Annotated in this window: 17 protein-coding genes; 3 read left to right on the plus strand and 14 right to left on the minus strand. The window is 72.4% G+C overall.

All coding sequences use genetic code 11. The features are described 5' to 3' along the window. The first annotated feature begins 142 nt into the window (after positions 1-142). Positions 143-1,066: a hypothetical protein gene (locus BLV72_RS05790; RefSeq protein ID WP_208906000.1), complete on the plus strand. Its 924-nt coding sequence runs from the start codon at positions 143-145 to the stop codon at positions 1,064-1,066. Positions 1,067-1,224: 158 nt separating this feature from the next. Further along, positions 1,225-1,524 (plus strand): hypothetical protein, encoded by a 300-nt coding sequence (locus tag BLV72_RS05795; protein WP_093460732.1) that lies wholly within the window; start codon positions 1,225-1,227, stop codon positions 1,522-1,524. A gap of 188 nt (positions 1,525-1,712) precedes the next feature. Here the strand turns inward: BLV72_RS05795 and der are convergent, their stop codons facing one another. From der to BLV72_RS05865, 14 genes are all read right to left on the minus strand, one after another. Next, on the minus strand, positions 1,713-3,176 hold the full coding sequence (der, locus tag BLV72_RS05800; RefSeq protein WP_059146888.1) for a ribosome biogenesis GTPase Der: 1,464 nt from the start codon (positions 3,174-3,176) through the stop codon (positions 1,713-1,715). 55 nt (positions 3,177-3,231) lie between these two features. Then, complete coding sequence (locus tag BLV72_RS05805; RefSeq protein WP_093460734.1) at positions 3,232-3,909, minus strand: lysophospholipid acyltransferase family protein; 678 nt, start codon at positions 3,907-3,909, stop codon at positions 3,232-3,234. Then, the gene (cmk, locus tag BLV72_RS05810) at positions 3,906-4,610 is read right to left on the minus strand and encodes a (d)CMP kinase (protein WP_244320674.1); all 705 of its coding nucleotides are present in this window, start codon (positions 4,608-4,610) and stop codon (positions 3,906-3,908) included. Before cmk ends, BLV72_RS05805 begins: the two co-directional genes overlap by 4 nt. 144 nt (positions 4,611-4,754) lie before the next feature. Beyond that, positions 4,755-5,840, minus strand: a complete 1,086-nt coding sequence (locus BLV72_RS05815; RefSeq protein WP_059146886.1) for a prephenate dehydrogenase — start codon at positions 5,838-5,840, stop codon at positions 4,755-4,757. Then, positions 5,837-6,199: a chorismate mutase gene (aroH, locus tag BLV72_RS05820; protein WP_093460737.1), complete on the minus strand. Its 363-nt coding sequence runs from the start codon at positions 6,197-6,199 to the stop codon at positions 5,837-5,839. The genes BLV72_RS05815 and aroH overlap by 4 nt, the downstream gene beginning before the upstream one ends. Before the next feature lie 183 nt (positions 6,200-6,382). Next, positions 6,383-7,489: a pseudouridine synthase gene (locus tag BLV72_RS05825; RefSeq protein WP_093460739.1), complete on the minus strand. Its 1,107-nt coding sequence runs from the start codon at positions 7,487-7,489 to the stop codon at positions 6,383-6,385. Next, complete coding sequence (gene scpB / locus BLV72_RS05830) at positions 7,489-8,169, minus strand: SMC-Scp complex subunit ScpB (RefSeq protein WP_059146883.1); 681 nt, start codon at positions 8,167-8,169, stop codon at positions 7,489-7,491. Before scpB ends, BLV72_RS05825 begins: the two co-directional genes overlap by 1 nt. Next, positions 8,166-9,728 (minus strand): segregation and condensation protein A, encoded by a 1,563-nt coding sequence (locus BLV72_RS05835; RefSeq protein ID WP_093460741.1) that lies wholly within the window; start codon positions 9,726-9,728, stop codon positions 8,166-8,168. Before BLV72_RS05835 ends, scpB begins: the two co-directional genes overlap by 4 nt. A 68-nt stretch (positions 9,729-9,796) precedes the next feature. After that, the gene (locus BLV72_RS05840) at positions 9,797-10,375 is read right to left on the minus strand and encodes a hypothetical protein (protein ID WP_093460743.1); all 579 of its coding nucleotides are present in this window, start codon (positions 10,373-10,375) and stop codon (positions 9,797-9,799) included. After that, positions 10,360-11,376 carry a ParA family protein gene (locus BLV72_RS05845; RefSeq protein WP_020872375.1) on the minus strand — a complete coding sequence of 339 codons (1,017 nt, stop codon included), beginning with the start codon at positions 11,374-11,376 and terminating at the stop codon, positions 10,360-10,362. The genes BLV72_RS05840 and BLV72_RS05845 overlap by 16 nt, the downstream gene beginning before the upstream one ends. A 559-nt stretch (positions 11,377-11,935) precedes the next feature. Next, positions 11,936-13,051, minus strand: a complete 1,116-nt coding sequence (gene ald / locus BLV72_RS05850; protein ID WP_093470191.1) for an alanine dehydrogenase — start codon at positions 13,049-13,051, stop codon at positions 11,936-11,938. A 196-nt stretch (positions 13,052-13,247) separates the two neighbouring features. Beyond that, on the minus strand, positions 13,248-15,536 hold the full coding sequence (locus BLV72_RS05855; protein ID WP_093460744.1) for a tetratricopeptide repeat protein: 2,289 nt from the start codon (positions 15,534-15,536) through the stop codon (positions 13,248-13,250). Between the two features lie 218 nt (positions 15,537-15,754). Continuing rightward, entirely contained in the window at positions 15,755-16,381 is a 627-nt protein-coding gene (locus tag BLV72_RS05860) for an NUDIX domain-containing protein (protein ID WP_093460746.1), read from the minus strand. 78 nt (positions 16,382-16,459) lie between these two features. Then, entirely contained in the window at positions 16,460-18,115 is a 1,656-nt protein-coding gene (locus BLV72_RS05865) for a CTP synthase (protein WP_093460748.1), read from the minus strand. Positions 18,116-18,534: 419 nt separating this feature from the next. Between BLV72_RS05865 and BLV72_RS05870 the strand changes: the two genes are divergently transcribed. Beyond that, entirely contained in the window at positions 18,535-20,343 is a 1,809-nt protein-coding gene (locus BLV72_RS05870) for a glycoside hydrolase family 15 protein (RefSeq protein ID WP_093460750.1), read from the plus strand. Positions 20,344-20,449 lie beyond the last annotated feature (106 nt).

Consider the following 20,449-nt stretch of genomic DNA (forward strand, 5'->3'; position numbering starts at 1 on the left):
GGGAACTTTCCGGCCCGACGGCGCATCAGACCCCGGGGCGGCCGGGCCGCGTGACCCCCGCCCCGCATGGCCCGTTGTCTACGTATGAGCCGGGGACCCACCCCGCGCACCCACCGAGACCGAGGAGCCACCCGTGCCGCGCATGCTCGACGTCAGCAATGACGTACGCGCCGAGATCGGCGACGAAGAAGCCGACCGGCTGCTCGCCGGGGACAACGCCCCGGGCGCTTACGACTGCACGTCCTGCCGCACCCCCGGCAACACCGAGCAGGAGCGGACCAGCACCGTGCTCTTCGTGGGGCAGGAGACGGCGGTGCTGGCCTTCGCGCACGCCACCTGCGTCCCCTCCCAGGTCGTCCCGGTCTCCGAGGACCAGTTGCGCGGTGCGGTGCGGTCCATCACGGGTGAGGACACCGCGCCGTCGTACGCGCCGCCCGTCGCGGCCGCCGCGCATGCCGCGGCGCCGCGCTTCCCCGCCCCGGCCGCCCCGCCCGCCTACCCCGCCCCGGCTCCGTCGCCCGCGTCTCCCGCCACCGCCTCCCACACCTCAGCGCCGTCCGGTCACGCACCGTCCGGCCACGCACCGGTGCCCCAGCAGGCGGTGCTCGGGGTGACCAGCGGAGTGGTGCTGGTGGGTCAGGAGGCGTGCCCGGCACTGGTGGTGGAGCCGACCGCGCCGATCATCCGCCCCGGTTCACCCGGGCACGGCGACGAGTTCCTCCAGCTCCTCAGCGAACAGGGGTTCGCCCCGGTGGTCGACCTGAGCCGGCCGCCCGCGCCCAACCCCGGCTGGTCGGTGCTGCTGGCCACGGGGCGGCTGCACGCGGTGCTGATGCCGGCGCCGGGCGGCGGCCGCCCGGTGGCCTGGTGGCAGGCGCACAGCCCGATGCCGCTCAGCGAGGGCTGGCGGAGCGCCGTCGGCCGCACCCGGAAGGTGCTGATCTACGCCGCGGCCGCGGGCACGATCGGCACCCAGCCTCGCGAGGACCAGCTGCGCGCGGCGCTGGACCGGGCCGCGGCGCGCGGGGCGCTGGTCGGTGCCTCGATGCCGCTCGCGGGCACATGACCTCCGCCGTCCCGGACCTCCCACCGGACCTCGGCGACCCTTGGTGGGCAGCCCATTCGCCACCGATGCCGCATCCGACGGGCGGCCGGGTCGTTGGCACATACGTGCACGCATACGACCTCTCCTACCGATCCCCGTCATACGGCTGCATTCCGGCCATGCGCCCCGCCCTGGAGGCAGCGCACGATCCCTGGCGCCACTCCGCCACGCCGATCTACGACGCGTTGTACGCGGAGTACCGCAGGCTGTTCCGGGCGCTGCCCGGCGACCGCTCGGACGAGGAGAACATGGAGTTCGTGGCGTTCGCCGCCATCGGCCAGCCCCGGGGCCTCGTCAGCGGCGGCCACGGCCGCCCGGACAGCCACAGCGGGGCCTGGCACACCGACGAGCTTTACTACCGCGGCTATCTCCCCGCCCTGCCGCCCGGCCGGGACGAGGAGCGGGGCCATACCTACTGACGTGGACACTACTGACGCGGACACCTGGTGATGTGGACACCCGCTGACGTGGACACCTGCTGACGTGGTGCCGTCATGCGCGCCCGGCGGGCCGGGACCGACCCGCCGCTGAGCGCGCCGAGCGCCGCCGCCCCGCCGCCGGACGGTGCGTCCGGGGCCGGGATGGCGTCAACCGCGCGCCGCCGCCGTTACCTCTTGCGGCCGCGCTTTTCGCGCACCCGCACCGAGATCTGCAGGGGCGTCCCCTCGAAGCCGAACTCCTCGCGCAGCCGCCGCTCGATGAAGCGGCGGTAGCCCGCCTCCAGGAAGCCCGAGGCGAAGAGCACGAACCGCGGCGGCCGGGTGCCGGCCTGCGTCCCGAACAGGATCCGCGGCTGCTTGCCGCCGCGGATCGGATGCGGATGGGAGGCGACGATCTCGCCGAGGAAGGAGTTGAGCCGCCCGGTGGGGACCCGGGTCTCCCAGCCGGCCAGCGCCGTCTCGATCGCCGGGACCAGCTTCTCCATATGGCGGCCGGTGCGCGCCGAGACATTGACCCGCGGCGCCCACTGGATCTGCCCCAGCTCCGTCTCGATCTCGCGCTCGAGGTAGTAGCGGCGCTCCTCGTCGAGGGTGTCCCACTTGTTGTACGCGATGACGAGCGCGCGCCCGGCCTCGACGGCCATCGTGATGATCCGCTGGTCCTGGACGCTGATGGACTCACTGGCGTCGATCAGCACCACCGCGACCTCCGCCTTCTCCACGGCGGCCGCGGTGCGCAGCGAGGCGTAGTAGTCGGCGCCCTCCTGGAGGTGGACCCGGCGGCGGATACCGGCGGTGTCGACGAACTTCCAGGTGATGCCGCCGAGTTCGATGATCTCGTCGACCGGGTCGCGGGTGGTGCCCGCCAACTCGTTGACGACCACCCGCTCCTCGTTCGCGACCTTGTTGAGCAGCGAGGACTTGCCCACGTTCGGGCGGCCGACCAGGGCGATGCGACGCGGCCCGCCGAGCGTCGCCCCGAAGGTCTGGGCCGGGGCCTCGGGCAGCGCCTCCAGGACCGCGTCGAGCATGTCGCCGGTGCCACGGCCGTGCAGCGCGGAGACCGGGTACGGCTCGCCGAGGCCGAGCGACCACAGCATCGCGGCGTCCGCCTCGCCACTGGGCCCGTCGACCTTGTTGGCGCACAGCACCACGGGCTTTCCGGCCCGGCGCAGCAGCTTGACCACGGCCTCGTCGGTGTCGGTGGCGCCCACCGTCGCGTCCACGACGAAGACCACCGCGTCGGCGGCCTCGATCGCGAACTCGGCCTGGGCCGCCACGGACGCGTCGAGACCGAGCACGTCCTGCTCCCAGCCGCCGGTGTCGACCACCTTGAAGCGGCGGCCGGACCATTCGGCCTCGTAGGTCACCCGGTCGCGGGTGACCCCGGGGCGGTCCTCCACGACCGCCTCACGGCGGCCGAGGATCCGGTTCACCAGGGTGGACTTGCCGACATTGGGGCGGCCGACGACGGCCAGCACCGGCAGCGGGCCATGCCCCGCCGCGGCGAGGTCGCCCTCGACCTCCTCCAGGTCGAAGCCCTCTTGCACGGCGAGCTCCATGAACTCCGCGTACTCGGCGTCGCCAAGCTCCCCGTGCTCGTCGCCGCCGCTGTGGATCTGGTCGTTCATGAAGATTTCCTCGTCGTCCCTCAATACCGCGGCCGCCCCTGAGGGCTCGCGGATCTCATGTCTGGTCTGGGCGGCCGGTCAGCCGCCGGGCGGTGCCCAGATGTGCGCCCAGCCGCTTCTGGATGCGCTCGGTGGCCTGGTCCAGGGCCGCCCGCGTCCGCCTGCCGCTTCCGTCTCCCGCCTCGAAGGGGTCGCCGAACACCACGTCGACCCTGCTGCGCAGCCGGGGCAGCGCCCTGGCCCGCCCGTCGCCGCCGCGCGGGGTGGCGGTGCCGAGCACCGCCACCGGCACGATCGGCGCACCGGAGCGCACGGCGAAGTACGCGAGCCCCGAGCGCAGCGACGCGAAGTCGCCCTCGCCGCGGCTGCCCTCCGGGAAGATCCCGAGGACCCCGCCGCGCTCCAGGACCCCGAGGGCCTGGCCGATCGCGCCGCGGTCGGCGCTCGAACGGTCCACCTTGAGCTGCCCGATACCGCGCAGGAACGGGTCCAGCGGGCCGACGAACGCCTCCTTCTTGACCAGGAAGTGCACCGGCCGCGGCGAGGTGCCGATCAGCATCGGGCCGTCGATGTTGTGCGAGTGGTTCCCCGCGAGGATGACGGGCCCGGCGGACGGGATCCGCCATGAGCCCAGCACCCGGGGCCGCCACAGCCCGTACATCAGGCCGATGCCGATCCGCCGCGCCACGACGGCCCCGGCCGCGCTGGGAAGCGTCGCGTCGGTGGCGCTCATGCGACCGTCCGCTTCTCCTCGACGAGAGTGACGACGCACTCGATGACCTGGTCGAGGGTGAGCTCGGAGGTGTCCACCTCGACCGCGTCGTCCGCCTTGGCGAGCGGCGAGGTCTTACGGCCGGAGTCCAGGGCGTCCCGCTTGGCCAGGGCTGCCTGGGTGGCGGCCAGGTCGGCGGCCTCCTTGCCCTTCAGCTCACCGCTGCGGCGGGCCGCCCGGACCTCCGGGGAGGCGGTCAGGAAGATCTTGATGTCGGCGTCCGGGAGGACCGTGGTGCCGATGTCGCGGCCCTCGACCACGATGCCGCGCGGCGCCTCGGCGGCGATGGTCCGCTGCAGCTCGGTGATCACGGTCCGCACCTCGGGCACCGCGCTGACCGCGCTGACCCGCGAGGTGACCTCCTGGGTGCGGATCGGCCCGGAGACATCGGTGCCGTCGACGCTGATCGTCGGGGCGGCCGGATCGATACCGGAGACGATGTGGGGCTTGGCGGCGGCGTCGGCCACGGCGACGGCGTCATCCACGTCGATGCCGTTGGTCACCATCCACCAGGTGATCGCCCGGTACTGGGCGCCGGTGTCCAGGTAGCCCAGGCCCAGCTTGGCGGCGACGGCCTTCGAAGTACTGGACTTACCCGTGCCTGCGGGGCCGTCGATCGCGACAATCACTGCTGCCGGGGCGGTCCGGGCGGCGGTTTCCACGGTGACAGACACCTTTCGTGTGCACGGGGCTGAGTTGAACGGGCCATGTGAGCCTCGGACAAGGTTACTGGCTTCCCACGGGCGGCTTCGCACCCCTGTGGACGGCCCCGGTCCTCCCGGGGCGCCCGGCGGCCGGCTCCGCCGCTACTGCCGGATGGACCATCCCCGCTCCCGCAGGGCCTTGGTGAGCCCCGGGGCCGCCGAGGGCTCGACCATCAGCTGGATCAGACCGGACTGCTGGCCGGTGGCGTGCTCGATCCGGACGTCCTCGATGTTGACGCCCGCCCGGCCCGCGTCGGCGAAGATCCGGGCCAGCTCGCCCGGCTGGTCGCCGATGAGCACCGTCACGGTCTCATAGACGGCCGAGGCGGCGCCGTGCTTGCCCGGCACCCGCTCGCGCCCGGCGTTGCCCCGGCGCAGCACGTCCTCGATACCGGCCGTGCCGTCGCCGCGCTTGGCCTCGTCGGCGGACTGGAGCGCGCGCAGCGCCCGCACCGTCTCGTCGAGGTCGGAGGCGACGGCGGCGAGCACATCGGCGACCGGGCCGGGGTTGGCGGAGAGGATGTCGATCCACATGGCGGGGTCGGAGGCCGCGATCCGGGTCACGTCGCGGATGCCCTGCCCGCACAGCCGCACCGCCGTCTCATCGGCGTCCTGCAGCCGTGCGGCGACCATGCTGGAGAGCAGGTGCGGGGTGTGCGAGACGAGCGCCACCGCCCGGTCGTGGGCCTCGTCCTCCATCACCACGGGCACGGCCCGGCACAGCGCGACGAGCTCGAGCGCGAGGTTGAGCACCTCGGTGTCGGTGCCGCCGGTGGGCGTGAGCACCCACGGCCGTCCCTCGAAGAGGTCGGCGGTGGCGGCCAGCGGCCCGGAGCGCTCCCGGCCCGCCATCGGATGCGTGCCGATGTAGCGGGTCAGATCGCAGCCGAGGGCCTCCAGCTCGCGGCGCGGGCCGCCCTTGACGCTCGCGACGTCCAGCACGCCGCGGGCCATGCCGCGGCGCAGCACATCGGCCACCGTCCCGGCCACGTACGCCGGGGGCACGGCGACGATCGCCAGGTCCACGGGCCCCTCGGGCTCGCCCTGCGTCCCGGCGCCGAGCGCCTCGGCGGTGCGGGCCTGGTCCGCGTCATGGTCGGCGAGGTGCACCTGGACGCCGCGGCCGGCCAGGGCCAGCGCGGCGGAGGTGCCGATCAGGCCGGTGCCGATGACGAGCGCGGTTCTCATTGGGCGATGTCCTTGCGGAGGGCGGCGGCGGCGCCGAGGTAGACATGGGCGATCTCGGACTTGGGCAGGGAGGTCTCGATATGCGCCAGGATGCGGACGACGCGGGGCATGGCCCCCTCGATGTCCAGCTCCTGGGCGCAGATCAGCGGCACATCGGTGATGCCCAGCTTGCGGGCGGCGGCCGCGGGGAAGTCGCTGTGCAGATCGGGGGTGGCCGTGAACCACACGCTGATCAGATCGTCGGGGTCGAGGGCATTGCGCCCCAGGATGGCCGTCAGCAGCGCGGAGACCTGCTCCTGCATGTGCTCCGGCTCGTCCCGCTCCAGCTGGACCGCCCCGCGGACCGCTCGTACCGCCACGTCTCGCTCCCTGTGCGCGCTGTGCCTGTCGTGCGTCGGGTGCGGCCGCGTCGTCGGCCGCATTCCCGATCAGCCTAACGAGCGGGTCCGACAGGCTCCCGGGGCGACCGCTGGGCGAGACGCGGCGGGCCGCCGACGGCCGGGGCCGTCAGCGGTCCCGGGCCGCGAAGGGGCCCGCAGCCCTCAGAGGTCGACCTCGCGCATCAGCATGCCGACCTCGGTGTTGGTCATCCGGCGCAGCCAGCCGGACTTCTGGTCGCCGAGCGCGATCGGGCCGAAGGCCGTCCGCACCAGCTTGTCGACCGGGAAGCCGGCCTCGGCGAGCATCCGCCGCACGATGTGCTTGCGGCCCTCGTGCAGGCTCACCTCGACCAGATAGTTCTTGCCGGTGTTCTGCACCACACGGAAGTGGTCGGCGCGGGCGTAGCCGTCCTCCAGCTCGATGCCGCTCTTGAGCCGCTTGCCGAGGTCGCGCGGGAGCGGGCCCTGGATGGCGGCGAGATAGGTCTTCTTCACGCCGTAGCGGGGGTGGGTGAGGCGGTGGGCCAGCTCGCCGTGGTTGGTGAGCAGGATGATGCCCTCGGTCTCGGTGTCGAGCCGGCCGACGTGGAAGAGCCGGGTCTCGCGGTTGGTCACATAGTCGCCCAGGCACTGGCGGCCGTCGGGGTCCTCCATGGTGGAGACGACACCGGCGGGCTTGTTCAGCGCGAAGAAAAGGTAGGACTGGGTGGCCACGGTCAGCCCGTCGACCTTGATCTCGTCCTTCTCGGGGTCGACGCGCAGCCCCTGCTCGGTCACGATCTTGCCGTTGACCTCGACCCGGGCCTGGTCGATCAGCTCCTCACAGGCGCGGCGCGAGCCCATCCCGGCGCGGGCGAGGACCTTCTGCAGCCGCTCGCCCTCCACCTCGCCGAAGGTCTTGGGCAGCGCGACCCGCGGCTTGTCGTGGCGGGCGCGGTTGCGCTCCTCCATCTGCGCCTCGTACTCGCGCGGACGGGCCGGGGCGTTCGGCTTGCGGCCGCGGCCGCCGACGCCCTTGGGGGCACCGCTCTTGGCCGCGCCGCCCTTGGGGCCGCCCTGGGAGCCTCCCTTGGGACCCGCCTTGGGGCCGGGACCCGCCTTGGGGCCGGGGCCCGCCTGGGAGCCGCCGCCCACGTCGTAGCGGCGCTCCTCGGGGCGGGGGCGGCCGGCGCGCTGCTGCTGCTCGTCGCGCCGGTTCCCCGCGCCCCGGTAGTTGTTGCCGCCGCTACCGCTGCCGCTGCCCCTGCTGTTCCTGCCGCTGCTTCGCATCAAGTTTCCGTCTGAGAGTGGCCGCTACGGGCTCGGTGTTCTACGTCGTCGTGCGCGTCATCGCTGTCGATGGCGTCCGGATCGAACGACGGCACGCCCTCCTGGGACTCGCCCTCGACCGCGTCCGCCTCGGGGAGGAACGGTGCGAGCTCCGGAAGCTCGTCCAGCCCTCGCAGGCCCATCCGCTCCAGGAAGTAGTTCGTCGTCCTGTACAGGATCGCACCTGTTTCGGGTTCCGTGCCCGCCTCCTCGACCAGTCCCCGCTGCAGGAGGGTCCGCATCACGCCGTCGCAGTTGACACCGCGGACGGCCGAGACACGGGAACGGCTGACCGGCTGACGGTACGCGACCACCGCGAGGGTTTCCAAAGCGGCCTGGGTGAGCCGGGCCTGCTGGCCGTCCAGGACGAACCCCTCGACGGCGGCGGCGTAGGCCGGGCGCGTGTAGTAGCGCCAGCCGCCCGCGACCAGCCGCAGCTCGAAGCCCCGGCCCTGCGTCGCGTACTCGTCGGCCAGCTCGCGCAGCGCGTCCGCGACGGCGCGGCGCGGCCGCGCCAGCACCTTGGCGAGGTGTTCCTCGGTGGCGGGCTCGTCGACGACCATGAGGACGGCCTCCAGGGCGGGCTTGAGGTCCAGCTCGGCGACCTCGGAGAGCCCGGCGGGTGTCCGCTGCTCGCTCAACTCGGTACCTCCTCTTTCTCCTTCTCCGGCTCCGGCTCCGGCGTGGCCGTCTCCTTACGGGGCTTGTCCTGGGACTCCGCCTGGGGTGTGGCCTGGGCCTCCTGGTCGAACTCGTCGGTGACCAGCGGCTCCCGCCCCGCCTCGCCCGTCCAGCGGACCATGAGCGACCCGAGCGCCTCCGGCTGGTCGAGCAGGACCGCGCGCTCGCGGTAGAGCTCCAGGAGCACCAGGAAGCGCGCGACGACCGTAAGGACGTCGGGAGCGTCCTCGGTGAGCGTGCTGAAGGTGGCCTCCCCCAGCTCCCGCAGCCGCGCGACCACCACCTCGGCCTGCTCCCGGACGCTGACCAGCGGGGCGTGGATGTGGTCGATGTAGACCTGCGGCTTGGGCTTGGCCTGCATCGCCTTGACGGCCAGCTTGGCGAAGCCCTCGGGGCCGATGCTGATGACGACGTCGGGGAGCAGCTCGGCGTGGTGCGGCTCCAGGCCGACCGTACGGGGGTAACGGGCGGCCTCGGCGATCAGCCGGTCGTTGAAGATGTCCGCGATCTGCTTGTACGCGCGGTACTGGAGCAGCCGCGCGAAGAGCAGGTCGCGCGCCTCCAGCAGTGCCAGGTCCGCCTCGTCCTCGACCTCGGCGGCGGGCAGCAGCCGGGCCGCCTTAAGGTCCAGCAGGGTCGCCGCGACGACGAGGAACTCGGTGGTCTGGTCCAGGTCCCAGTCCGGCCCCATGGCCCGGATATAGGCCATGAACTCGTCGGTGACCTTGGAGAGGGCGACTTCGGTGACGTCCAGCTTGTGCTTGGAGATCAGCTGGAGGAGGAGGTCGAAGGGCCCCTCGAAGTTGGCCAGCCGCACGGTGAACCGATGGCCGCCGTCCTCGGCCTGCGCCTCGCCGCCTCGCGCCTGACCCGGGCCGGTCCCGCCGCCGGTGTCACTCCCGCCGCTCGGCTCCGTCCCGTCACCCGCGTCGCTCCCGGCCCCGGCCACGGCCGCGTCGCCACCGTGCCCGCCCGCGGAGGGCGCCACGTCGAGATCGGCCCGCGCATGCACCGGCTCCGGCTCGCCCCGCGGCACGGCCTGCTCTTCCGGGACGGCGGGCTCAGTGGCCGCTGGGACCGGGCCAGTGGGCTCGGTGACCGCCGGGGGCGGCTCGGGTCCCGCGTCCGGCGCGGCGCTTCGCTCCGGTGCCGTCTCGTGTGCCCCGGGCCCTGCGTCCGGCGCGGCGCGGCCCTCCGGGGCCGCCTCGTCCGCCTCGGGCTCGGCTTCCGGCTCAGCGGTGCCCGGCGCCGCCGCGCCTGCCTCGGGCTCGGCCTCCGGCTCAGCAGTAGCCTCACGGGCCGCGTGAGCGCCGTTCTGCGGCTCTCCGGGCGCCTGGGGCGAGGTCGGCTCAGGCGGCGGCGGCGCGGGGCGCTGAGAGGCCGTCTGTGGCGGCGGGGGCGCGGTGGGACGCTCCGAGGGACGGTCCGGGCCCGTGTCGGGGAGCGCCGCGCCGGGGCCTCGGCCGAGGGTGCGGCGAGGAGGGCGGGGCGGCGGGGCGGAGTCGTCGTTCGTCGGCATCGCGGTCCAGGGTGCTCAGGGCCGGGCGGGGCAGCCCGTACGACCGGGCAGGCTATCGCCCGGCCCGGTCAACGGCCGCGGAGGCGGCGCACCAGGATGCTCGCGTCGCCGCGCGACTCGAGGTCGGCGAGGACGACCGCGACCGCCTCGCGGACGATCCGGCCGCGGTCGACGGCGAGCCCGTGCTCGCCGCGGAGCACCAGCCGCGCGTGCTCGAGGTCCATCAGCTCCTCGGCGGAGACATAGACCGTGATCTTCTCGTCGTGGCGCTCGCGCCCGCTGGGCCGACGGTTCGCCGCCCGGGCGCGGCGGCGGGCCTGGCCGCTCTGCTCGGCCGCAACCGAACCGCCCTGCGTCTGGCGGCCCTTGGGCCGGTCCCCGGCCCCGGGGCGCCGCTCGCCCACCGCGTCCTGGGAAGCCGCCGTCTCGCGTCCCGTGTGTTCGCCCGAGCCGGACTGCTCACCGTCCGGGCGCTGCTCCAGCCCTTCCCGAGCCTCGGCGTCGGGGTCGGTGGCGGGCGGGGGCACCCGGGGGCCCTCGCCGTTCGCCTGGCGGCGCCCGGAGGCGGGAGCGGAGGACTGGAGCCCCATCCCTCCCGTGGTGCGGAACAGTTCGTCGGCTCCCGGCAGACTCACTCGGCGTGACACCGGGCGAGCACCTCCCTGGCGAGCTGGCGATAGGCGGCGGCACCGACGGAGTTGGACGCGTACGTGGTGATCGGCTCACCCGCGACCGTGGTCTCGGGGAAGCGGACCGTGCGGCCGATGACCGTGTGGTAGACGTGATCGTCGAACGCCTCGACCACACGGGCGAGAACCTCACGGCTGTGCACGGTGCGCGAGTCGTACATCGTGGCGAGGATGCCGTCCAGCTCCAGGTCGGGGTTGAGCCGCTCCTGGACCTTCTCGATCGTCTCCGTGAGCAACGCCACACCGCGCAGCGCGAAGAACTCGCACTCCAGCGGCACGATCACCTTGTGCGCCGCGGTGAGCGCGTTGACGGTGAGCAGACCGAGCGAGGGCTGGCAGTCGATGACGATGTAGTCGTAGTCGGCCATCAGCGGCTTGAGGGCGCGCTGCAGGGTCGACTCCCGGGCGACCTCGCTCACCAGCTGCACCTCGGCGGCCGACAAGTCGATATTGCTGGGGAGCAGGTCCATGTTGGGCACGGCCGTCTTCAGCAGCACCTCGTCGGCCGACATGCCCCGCTCCATGAGCAGGTTGTAGACCGTGAGGTCGAGCTCCATCGGGTTGACCCCGAGGCCGACCGACAGGGCACCCTGCGGGTCGAAGTCGACGAGCAGCACCCGGCGGCCGTATTCGGCCAGGGCCGCGCCCAGGTTGATGGTGGAGGTGGTCTTACCGACCCCGCCCTTCTGGTTGCACATCGCGATGATCTTCGCTGGACCGTGATCGGTCAGCGGCCCCGGGATCGGGAAGTACGGCAGCGGGCGCCCGGTGGGGCCGATCCGCTCGCGGCGCTGGCGGGCAGCGTCGGGCGCGAGCGTGGCCGCGTATTCGGGGTCTGGCTCGTACTCCGCGTCCGGGTCGTAGAAGTGCCCGTCGGGGAGGTCGTCGTAGTCGGCGAAGCGGGCGGGATCCGTGCCCCCCTGGTCGCCGGCCATGGCGTTCACGTGATGGCCGTCCATGCTGTGGCTCTGGTGGGCTGTCGTCGGGCTCTGGTGGGTTGCGAAGGTACGGACAGCGACGGAGCCGACAGCCTCGAGCCCCGAGGGGCCCTGGCCCCGCGCAGCCGGTCCTGGTTGACCACCCCCGGGAGAAAATGTCGACTCATTCACAAGTCGTCCTACCTCCTTGGTGACCAGGAAATTTCTCTATAGGTCAGCGTGACACCATGCCGACGGTTGGCGACTCTATGGCGTGTCGGCGGTCCTCAGCAACACAATCCACCGGACACGGCATGATGTGTCGGCAATCGAACACCCCGATGTCAAGGGCGTGTGAACGGCGCCGCGGAGATTTCACCGCCGCATAAAGCGTCTGAATAGTTGCATTTAGGGCGAGTTGGCCGAGCCATGGGCCGCACGCGATACGGGGCACAGCGGACACACCTTCGGCCGGGCCTCATCCTTCGACAAGACCCGGCCGGATGCCCATGGTTGACATGTGGTTGACGGTTCGGGTTGACCGTCCGGCAACCGGAGTTCACCCGCTCCGGCGGCCGGGCCGGTGAACTCCGAGCGTCATTCAGCCGATCAGCGAGCTCAGTTCGACCGTGGGCAGGTCGTGCGCCTCGGCGACCGGGCCGTAGACGACCTGTCCCTCATGGGCGTTGAGCCCCTTGGCCAGCGCGGCGTCCCGGCGCAGCGCGTCCTGCCAGCCGCGGTTGGCCAGCTCCACGATGTACGGGAGCGTCGCGTTGGTGAGCGCGTGGGTGGAGGTGTTCGGCACCGCGCCGGGCATGTTCGCGACGCAGTAGAAGACCGAGTCGTGGACCGCGAAGGTCGGCTCGGCGTGGGTGGTGGGGCGGGAGTCCTCGAAGCAGCCGCCCTGGTCGATCGCGATGTCGACAAGGACACTTCCCGGCTTCATCCGGGACACCAGCTCGTTGGTGACCAGCTTGGGCGCCTTGGCGCCCGGGATCAGCACCGCGCCGATGACCAGGTCGGCCTCGAGGACGGCCTTCTCCAGCTCGAAGGCGTTGGAGGCGATGGTCTGCACCCGGGTGCCGAAGATCCGGTCGGCCTCGCGCAGCTTGTTGATGTCCTTGTCGAGCAGGGTGACGTGGAAGCCCATGCCGATGGCGATCTGGGCGGCGTTCCACCCGGAGACGCCACCGCCGATGACCACGGCCCGCGCGGCGGCCACACCCGGCACCCCGGCGGGCAGCACACCACGGCCGCCGGCCGAGCGCATCAGGTGGTACGCACCGACCTGCGGCGCGATCCGGCCCGCGACCTCGGACATCGGCGCGAGCAGCGGCAGGGCGCGGTTCGCGGTCTCGACGGTCTCGTAGGCGATGGCGGTGGTGCCGGACTCCAGCAGCGCGTCCGTGCAGGCCCGGGAGGCGGCCAGATGCAGATAGGTGAAGAGCGTCTGGCCCTTGCGCATCCGGTGGTATTCCTCCGCGACGGGCTCCTTGACCTTCAGCAGCAGGTCGGCGGTGGCCCAGACCTCGTCGGCGGTGTCGAGGATGCGCGCACCGGCGGCGGTGTACTCCTCGTCCGTGATGGAGGAGCCGAGGCCCGCACTCTGCTCCACGACGACCTCATGGCCGCCTCGGACCAGCTCGTGCACACCGGCCGGGGTGATGGCCACACGGAACTCGTTGTTCTTGACCTCGCGGGGGATACCGACCTTCACGTCGATCACGGTCCTTGAATGGGAGGAAAGGAACATATCGCCATAGCCGGCCACGGTCGATACACCATCGACCATAGACAGGCAAACCGGAACGCGTCCGCATGCCGGAGACGACCGCAACAATCGCGGTACGGCCAGTCTAATGAAGGACGTCGCGCTGTCTAGCCTTGCAATGCATCAATCTTTTGGAAGACCACTACTGATTTCGTAGGTCGGCGGGGTCTCCTTCGCCACTCCGAGGTGTCGGACCCGTGTCCCCCGCCCCCTCCGTGGCGCTCTTACGGGCGGTGCGCCGCAGCGACCGCGCCACCGCCGGGTCCCCGCCGAGCCGGTCCATCGCGTCCGCCGCGTGGTGCGCCAGATCGGCGTGCAGCCCCGTGTCACCGCAGGTCCGGGCGGCCGCGGCGGCCTCCGCCCAGGTGCGCAGCGCATCCCTCGGCCGCCCGGTGCGCTCCTGGGCGCCCGCGGCGCCACTGAGCGCCCGTGCGTACCCCGGCCGGTCCCCCGCCCGGCGGCAGGCGGCCGCGGCGGCGCGCCAGTCGCGCAGCGCCTCGCCCCACTGCCCGGCGTAGCCATGAACGGTGCCGAGCCGTGCGTACATCCGGGCGGCCGCGGACAGATCGCGGCGACTCAGCCGCAGCTCCAGGGCGCGTCCGTACCAGTCGGCCGCCCGGTGCCAGTCCTCCAGCTCCTGGTACATGCCGCCGATCGACTCCAGCGCCCGCCCGGTCGTATACGGATCGCCTGACGCGCGGGCGGCCTCCAGGGCGCTCTTGTACCGCGCGAGGGCCTGGTCCACCCGGCCCGCCCCGCCGTCCAGATCGCCGAGGTTCAGCAGCGCGGCCGCCCGCTCCACCGGCAGGTCGCGGCGCCGGGCCACGTCCAGTACCAGCTCATGCAGCCCGTACAGCTCCACCGCGGCGCCCTCGGCACCCCGGTGGGCGGTGAGGGCGTGGGTGAGCGCGGCCACCAACCGCCGTGCCAGGGTGTCGAGTTCACCGGTCTCCACGGCCAGCCGGGCGGCCTCGACCAGTGTGGGCAGCCGGGCCTCGAGCCACTCCGCCGCCTGGGCCGACGACGAAAAGCGCAGCGGCTTCGGCATCCCGGCCAGCTTCTTGCGGCCCGGCGAACCGGCGGGCTCGGCGGCCAGCCGGCACGCGTGCAGCTGCCGTACGGCCCGCTCCAGCATCCGCGCCCGCGCCAGCTCCACCTCCGCCGGGCGCTCCTCGCCCGCCAGCCGCTCCCGCAGCAGCGGATCGAGACAGCCGGGCACCTGGTAGTCGCCCGGCCCGCGCGGACGCAGCATCCCGTACGCGGCGAAGCCCTCCAGCGCCGCCTCGCCGTCCGCCACCGAGCATCCGGCCAGCGCGGAGGCGGTCTGGGCGTCGGTCGATCCACCGGGCGCCAGCACCAGCAGCCGCAGCATCCGGGCGGCGGCGGACGGCAGCGCGGCATAGGCCAGCCGGAAGGCGCGGATCAGCGGGCGGGCGCCATGGTCGAGATCACCGTCGTCCGGCGGCAGTTCGCGCAGCCGGGCCAGCGCGTCGGCGACCGACGCCTGGGGGCGGGCGGCGAGCCAGCCGCCGACCAGGACGAGCGCGGCGGGCTGGCCCGCGCACTCCTCGACGAGGGACTGCGCGGCCACCGGATCGCAGGTGATCCGGGTGGGGCCGGTGTACTGCGCCAGCAGTCCGACCGCCGCGCTCACATCCAGCCCACCCACCGTGCACGGCCGCACATCCGGCACCCCGGTCAGCGGGCCGCGCGAGACGGCGACCACCAGGCAGTCGGGCTCGTCGGGCAGCAGCGCGTCCACCTGCTCGGCCCCGGCCACGTCGTCGAGCAGCAACAGCACCCGCCTGCCGTCCAGCGCCGTGCGCAGCGCCTCGCTCAGGTCGTCCTCGTCCGCGCCCGGCGGAGCGGTCACGCCGAGCCGTCCGAGCAGCTCACGAGCGGTGCGCTCGGTGGGGACAGGGTCGCCGGCGGAGGTCGTCAGCCGGGCGCTGAGCACTCCGTCGGGATAGTCGTCGGCGAGCCGCCGGGCGAGCTCCTCGGCCAGCGCCGTACGGCCCCAGCCGGGGCGGCCCGCGATCAGCAGCACCCGGCTGCGGGCGGCCTTACGTCCTGCGAGGGTGTCCAGGCCCGCGCGCTCGATATCGGCCCGCAGCGAGAGCAGCTCCCGCCGCCGCCCGGCGAACCCCCGCCCCACGGTCGCCGCCGCCGCGAACAGCACGGCCCGGGTCGCCCCGCTCCACACCCCGCCGTCCTGCGCGTCCGCGCGCCCGGCCGCGGAGCGCTGCCGCGGCGGGGTGTCGGACGAGGGCGCCGGGTCCTCCGGCGAACGGTGGGAACGGTCCTCCGGCGAACGATCGGAACGGGCCTCCGGCGGACGGCCGGAAACGGACGAAGCGGGCGTGGCGGACGGCGGTTGCCGCTTCCTTGGGGCCGCCGGCTCCCCCTCGGTGTCGACCGCCTGCTCCGCCACGGGCCCACTCCCGTCCACCTGCGCTTACGAGCCCGCCGCGCCACTGCGGCCGGGGCCACTATGAGCGTAGTTCACTCCGCGTCAGGTACCCGGCACTCCAGGCCCACGGCACGTACCGAAAATCACTCCATCGGATCTTCGCCGGGACCGGGTGGGGGCGTATGCGTCACATCAGTGGGTCTGCGCCGTTCAATGGCCCGCGCGCCTGCTCAGTGGGTCTACGCCGCGAAGGGGCGGGCCGGCCAGGAGGCGTCGGCCGGGCGGAGGGCGTCGATGCCGTCCCCGGAGAGCGCGGCCTGCAGCGCCAGGGCACCCATCGCGAGGCAGGTGTTGTGCAGCTCGCCCGCGAGCGCGCCGCGCACCAGCTCCTCCAGGGACACCCGGGCCAGCTCCATGTCGGCCTCCTCATCGGCGACCTCGAACCGCTCGCCCTCGGCCGCGGAGATCTCCCGGGCCAGGAAGATCCGTACGGCCTCGTCGGAGCCGCCGGGCGAGGTGTAGACGTCGATCAGGACGCGCCAGTCCTCGGCCTTGACGTGCGCCTCCTCGTACAGCTCCCGCTGGGCGGCGTGCAGCGGGTTCTCACCCGGGATGTCCAGGAGACCGGCCGGGATCTCCCACAGCCGCTGACGGACCGGGTGCCGGTACTGCCGCAGCACGATCACGCGGCCGTCCTCGTCCAGGGCGAGGACGGCGACGGAGCCGGGGTGGACCTGGTAGTCGCGGTTGACCCGGCTGCCGTCGGGCATCTCCACCTCGTCGGTGCGCACGCTCGTCTTGTTGCCGGTGAACGGCGTGGCGGTGGCGGTGACCGACCATTCCTCGGGGGTGTCCTGGATACGCATGCTTGCCTCAGCGTCCTTTCCGCGTGCGGTTGACGGGGGCGGGCCGCGCCGGCCGCCCGCCCCCGTCAACCGTATCGGTCAGGCCCCGGCGGTACGCGTCTGACCAGCGGTCTGTCGCTCGACCGCCGCCTTCACCAGGCCCGCGAAGAGCGGGTGCGGACGGGTCGGGCGGGAGCGCAGCTCGGGGTGCGCCTGGGTGCCGACCAGATAGGGGTGGAGCTCGCGCGGGTACTCCACGTACTCGACCAGCTTGTTGTCCGGAGAGGTGCCGGAGAAGACGATCCCGGCCTTCTTCTCCAGCTCACCGCGGTAGGAGTTGTTGACCTCGTAGCGGTGGCGGTGGCGCTCCTCGACGTACGGCTGGTTGTCGTAGACCTCGCGGACGATCGAGCCCTCGGCCAGCTTGGCCGGGTACATGCCCAGCCGCATGGTGCCGCCCATGTCGCCCTCGCCCGCGACGATGTCGAGCTGCTCGGCCATGGTGGAGATCACCGGGTCGGTGGTGGCGGGCTCGAACTCGGTGGAGTTGGCGCCCTCGATGCCGGCGAGGTTGCGCGCGGCCTCGATGACGATGCACTGCAGTCCGAGACAGAGGCCCAGCAGCGGGAGCTTGTTCTCCCGGGCGTAGGTGATCGCGCCGACCTTGCCGATCACTCCGCGGTCGCCGAAGCCGCCGGGGATGCAGACCGCGTCCACGCCGTCGAGCTGGTCCCGGGCGCCGGCGGCCGTCTTGCAGTCGTCGGAGGTGACCCACTTGATCTTGACGCGGGCGTTGTTGGCGAAGCCGCCGGCGCGCAGCGCCTCGGTGACCGAGAGGTAGGCGTCGGGCAGGTCGATGTACTTGCCGACCAGCGCCACGGTGACCTCGTGGTCGGGCTGGTGGACCCGCCGCAGCAGATCGTCCCACTGGGTCCAGTCCACGTCGCGGAAGGGCAGGTCCAGCTTGCGGACGACATAGGCGTCCAGGCCCTCGGAGTGCAGCACCTTGGGGATGTCGTAGATCGACTTGGCGTCGATGGCGGCGACCACGGCCGCGTCGTCCACGTCACACATCAGCGAGACCTTGCGCTTGATGGAGGTCGGAACCTCGCGGTCGGCTCGCAGCACGATCGCATCCGGCTGGATACCGATGTTGCGCAGCGCGGCCACCGAGTGCTGGGTGGGCTTGGTCTTCAGCTCACCGGACGGGCCGATGTAGGGCAGCAGCGAGATGTGCACCACGAAGACGTTGTCCCGGCCGACCTCGTGCCGGACCTGGCGGACGGCCTCCAGGAAGGGCAGCGACTCGATGTCGCCGACGGTGCCGCCGACCTCGGTGATGACGACGTCCACGTCATCGGTGGCCATGCGCCGGATCCGGTGCTTGATCTCGTTGGTGATGTGCGGGATGACCTGCACGGTGTCACCGAGGTACTCACCGCGCCGCTCCTTGGCGATTACGGTGGAATACACCTGTCCGGTGGTCACATTGGCCGAGCCGTCGAGGTCGACGTCGAGGAAGCGCTCGTAGTGGCCGATGTCCAGATCGGTCTCGGCGCCGTCGTTGGTGACGAACACCTCACCGTGCTGGAAGGGGTTCATCGTGCCCGGGTCGACGTTCAGATACGGATCGAGCTTCTGCATGGTGACGCGCAGACCGCGCGCCTTCAGCAGGGCCCCCAGACTGGAGGCGGTAAGACCCTTGCCGAGTGAGGAGGCGACACCCCCGGTGACGAAGAGGTGCTTGGTCGTCATGGGCTTAGCGGCAATGGCCAAGAGGGGGCTCCCGTGGTCGCGTGGTGAGGGTGCGTACGGCAGCCGCTCCGGATTCGGGGGGTGCCGTCGCTGATGGTTCGGGGGTTTTGTGCCCGCCGCTCCACGGGCTACCAGGGTATCAGCGCCTCGGGGCGGCCGGTGATGACCTGGTTCCCGCGTTCGGTCTGCGCAACCGCCCGAACACCATGCGTGACCTGGCCACCCGATCGGCCGCGAGATGCGAGCCACGATGTGGACGGGCTCAAGCGGATCACCGTTGTCCGTCGTATCCTCATCGGACGCACGCATGCGAGCCACCCGGCACGGCACCACCAGCACGCCCCCGGAACAAGAGCTCGTCAGAATTTCCGAGACCGTAAGAAGCGCCCTCCGGGGTGGTACGGCCGTTCGAATGGGGAATGCACGTGGCCGGGCGTATCGAGGATTACGCACTGATTGGTGATATGCAGACCGCCGCCCTCGTCTGCAGGGACGGCACGGTCGACTGGCTGTGCCTGCCGCGGTTCGACTCCCATGCCGTCTTCGCCGGTCTGCTGGGCACTGAGGAACACGGTTTCTGGCGCCTCGGGCCCGCCTTCCCCTCGGGGAGCCGGCCGCCCGCCGCCGACCGCCGCCGCTACCGCGGCGACTCGCTGGTGCTGGAATCGGAGTGGGACACTCCGCGCGGCACGGTCCGTGTGATCGACTTCATGCCGCCCCGTGACGGCGCCCCGCAACTGGTGCGGATCGTCGAGGGGGTCAGCGGCCGGGTGCCGATGCGCTCCGCGCTGCGGATGCGGTTCTCCTACGGCTGGGTCGTGCCGTGGGTGCACCGGGTGGACACCCGCACCGTAGCCGTCGCCGGCCCGGACTCCGTCTGGCTGGACACCGAGGCCGACACCTACGGCAAGGACCTCACCACCTACTCCGACTTCACGGTGGGCCCCGGCGACCGGATCGCCTTCACCATCAGCTGGCAGCCCTCGCACAACGAGCCGCCCGCGCTGCCCGAGCCGGAGGTCGCCCTGGAGGCCACCGAGGCGTTCTGGCGCGAGTGGGTCGAGCACTGCACGTACCACGGCCCCTACCGGGACGCGGTGGTCCGCTCGCTGATCACGCTCAAGGCGCTGACCTACGCCCCCACCGGCGGCATCGTCGCGGCGCCCACCACCTCGCTCCCCGAGGAGATCGGCGGCGTCCGGAACTGGGACTACCGCTTCACCTGGCTGCGGGACGCCGCGATCACCCTCTCCTCGCTGCTGCGCACCGGCTACCGCGAGGAGGCACGCGCCTGGCGCGAATGGCTGCTGCGCGCGGTCGCGGGCGACCCGGAGAACCTGCAGATCATGTACGGCATCGCGGGCGAGCGGGAGTTGGCCGAGGCCGAGCTGACCTGGCTGCCCGGCTATGAGAGCTCCCAGCCGGTCCGGGTCGGCAACGGCGCGGCGGGCCAGCTCCAGCTCGACGTCTACGGCGAGGTCACCGAGGCGCTGCACCTGGCCCATATGACGGGCCTGGCGCGCAACGACTACGCGAGCGTGCTGCAGCTGAAGCTGATCCGCTACCTCGAGGAGCACTGGGACGAGCCGGACGAGGGCATCTGGGAGGTGCGCGGGCCGCGCCGCCACTTCGTGCACTCCAAGGTGATGGCCTGGGTCGCGGTCGACCGCACCGTCAAGCTCATCGAATCCGGCGATGTGGACGGGCCGTTGGAGCGCTGGCGGGAGCTGCGCGACGAGATCCACCGGGACGTCTGCGAGCGGGGCTACGACGCCGAGCGCAACACCTTCACCCAGTCCTACGGCTCCAAGGAGCTGGACGCCTCGCTGCTGCTCATCCCGCAGATGGGCTTTCTGCCGCCGGACGACAAGCGGGTCATCGGCACCATCGAGGCGATCCAGCGGGAGCTGTCCACCGAGGACGGCTTCGTCATGCGCTACCCCACGGCGGGCGAGGACGCCGGGGTGGACGGTCTCGAGGGCGACGAAGGGGCCTTCCTGGCCTGCTCGTTCTGGCTCGCCGACGACCTGGCGATGATCGGCCGGGTGGACGAGGCCAGGAAGCTCTTCGAGAAGCTGCTCGGGCTCCGCAACGACCTCGGGCTGCTGGCCGAGGAGTGGGATGCGAAGAACCAGCGCCAGGTGGGCAACTTCCCGCAGGCGTTCAGCCATGTGCCGCTGATCGACACCGCGCTGCGGCTGACGGCGTCCGGCGCGTACGGAGGCTAGCGCGCTGACCGGCGAAGAGGGCCCCGCCCGGGGAGCGTCCTGACCATGGAACCGCGGGAACCGCACGAGCCGCAGGAGTCGCGGGAACCGCAGGAGTCGCGGGTGC

This window comes from Streptomyces melanosporofaciens (genome assembly GCF_900105695.1).
In the GTDB taxonomy this organism is placed as follows: Bacteria; Actinomycetota; Actinomycetes; order Streptomycetales; family Streptomycetaceae; genus Streptomyces; species Streptomyces antimycoticus.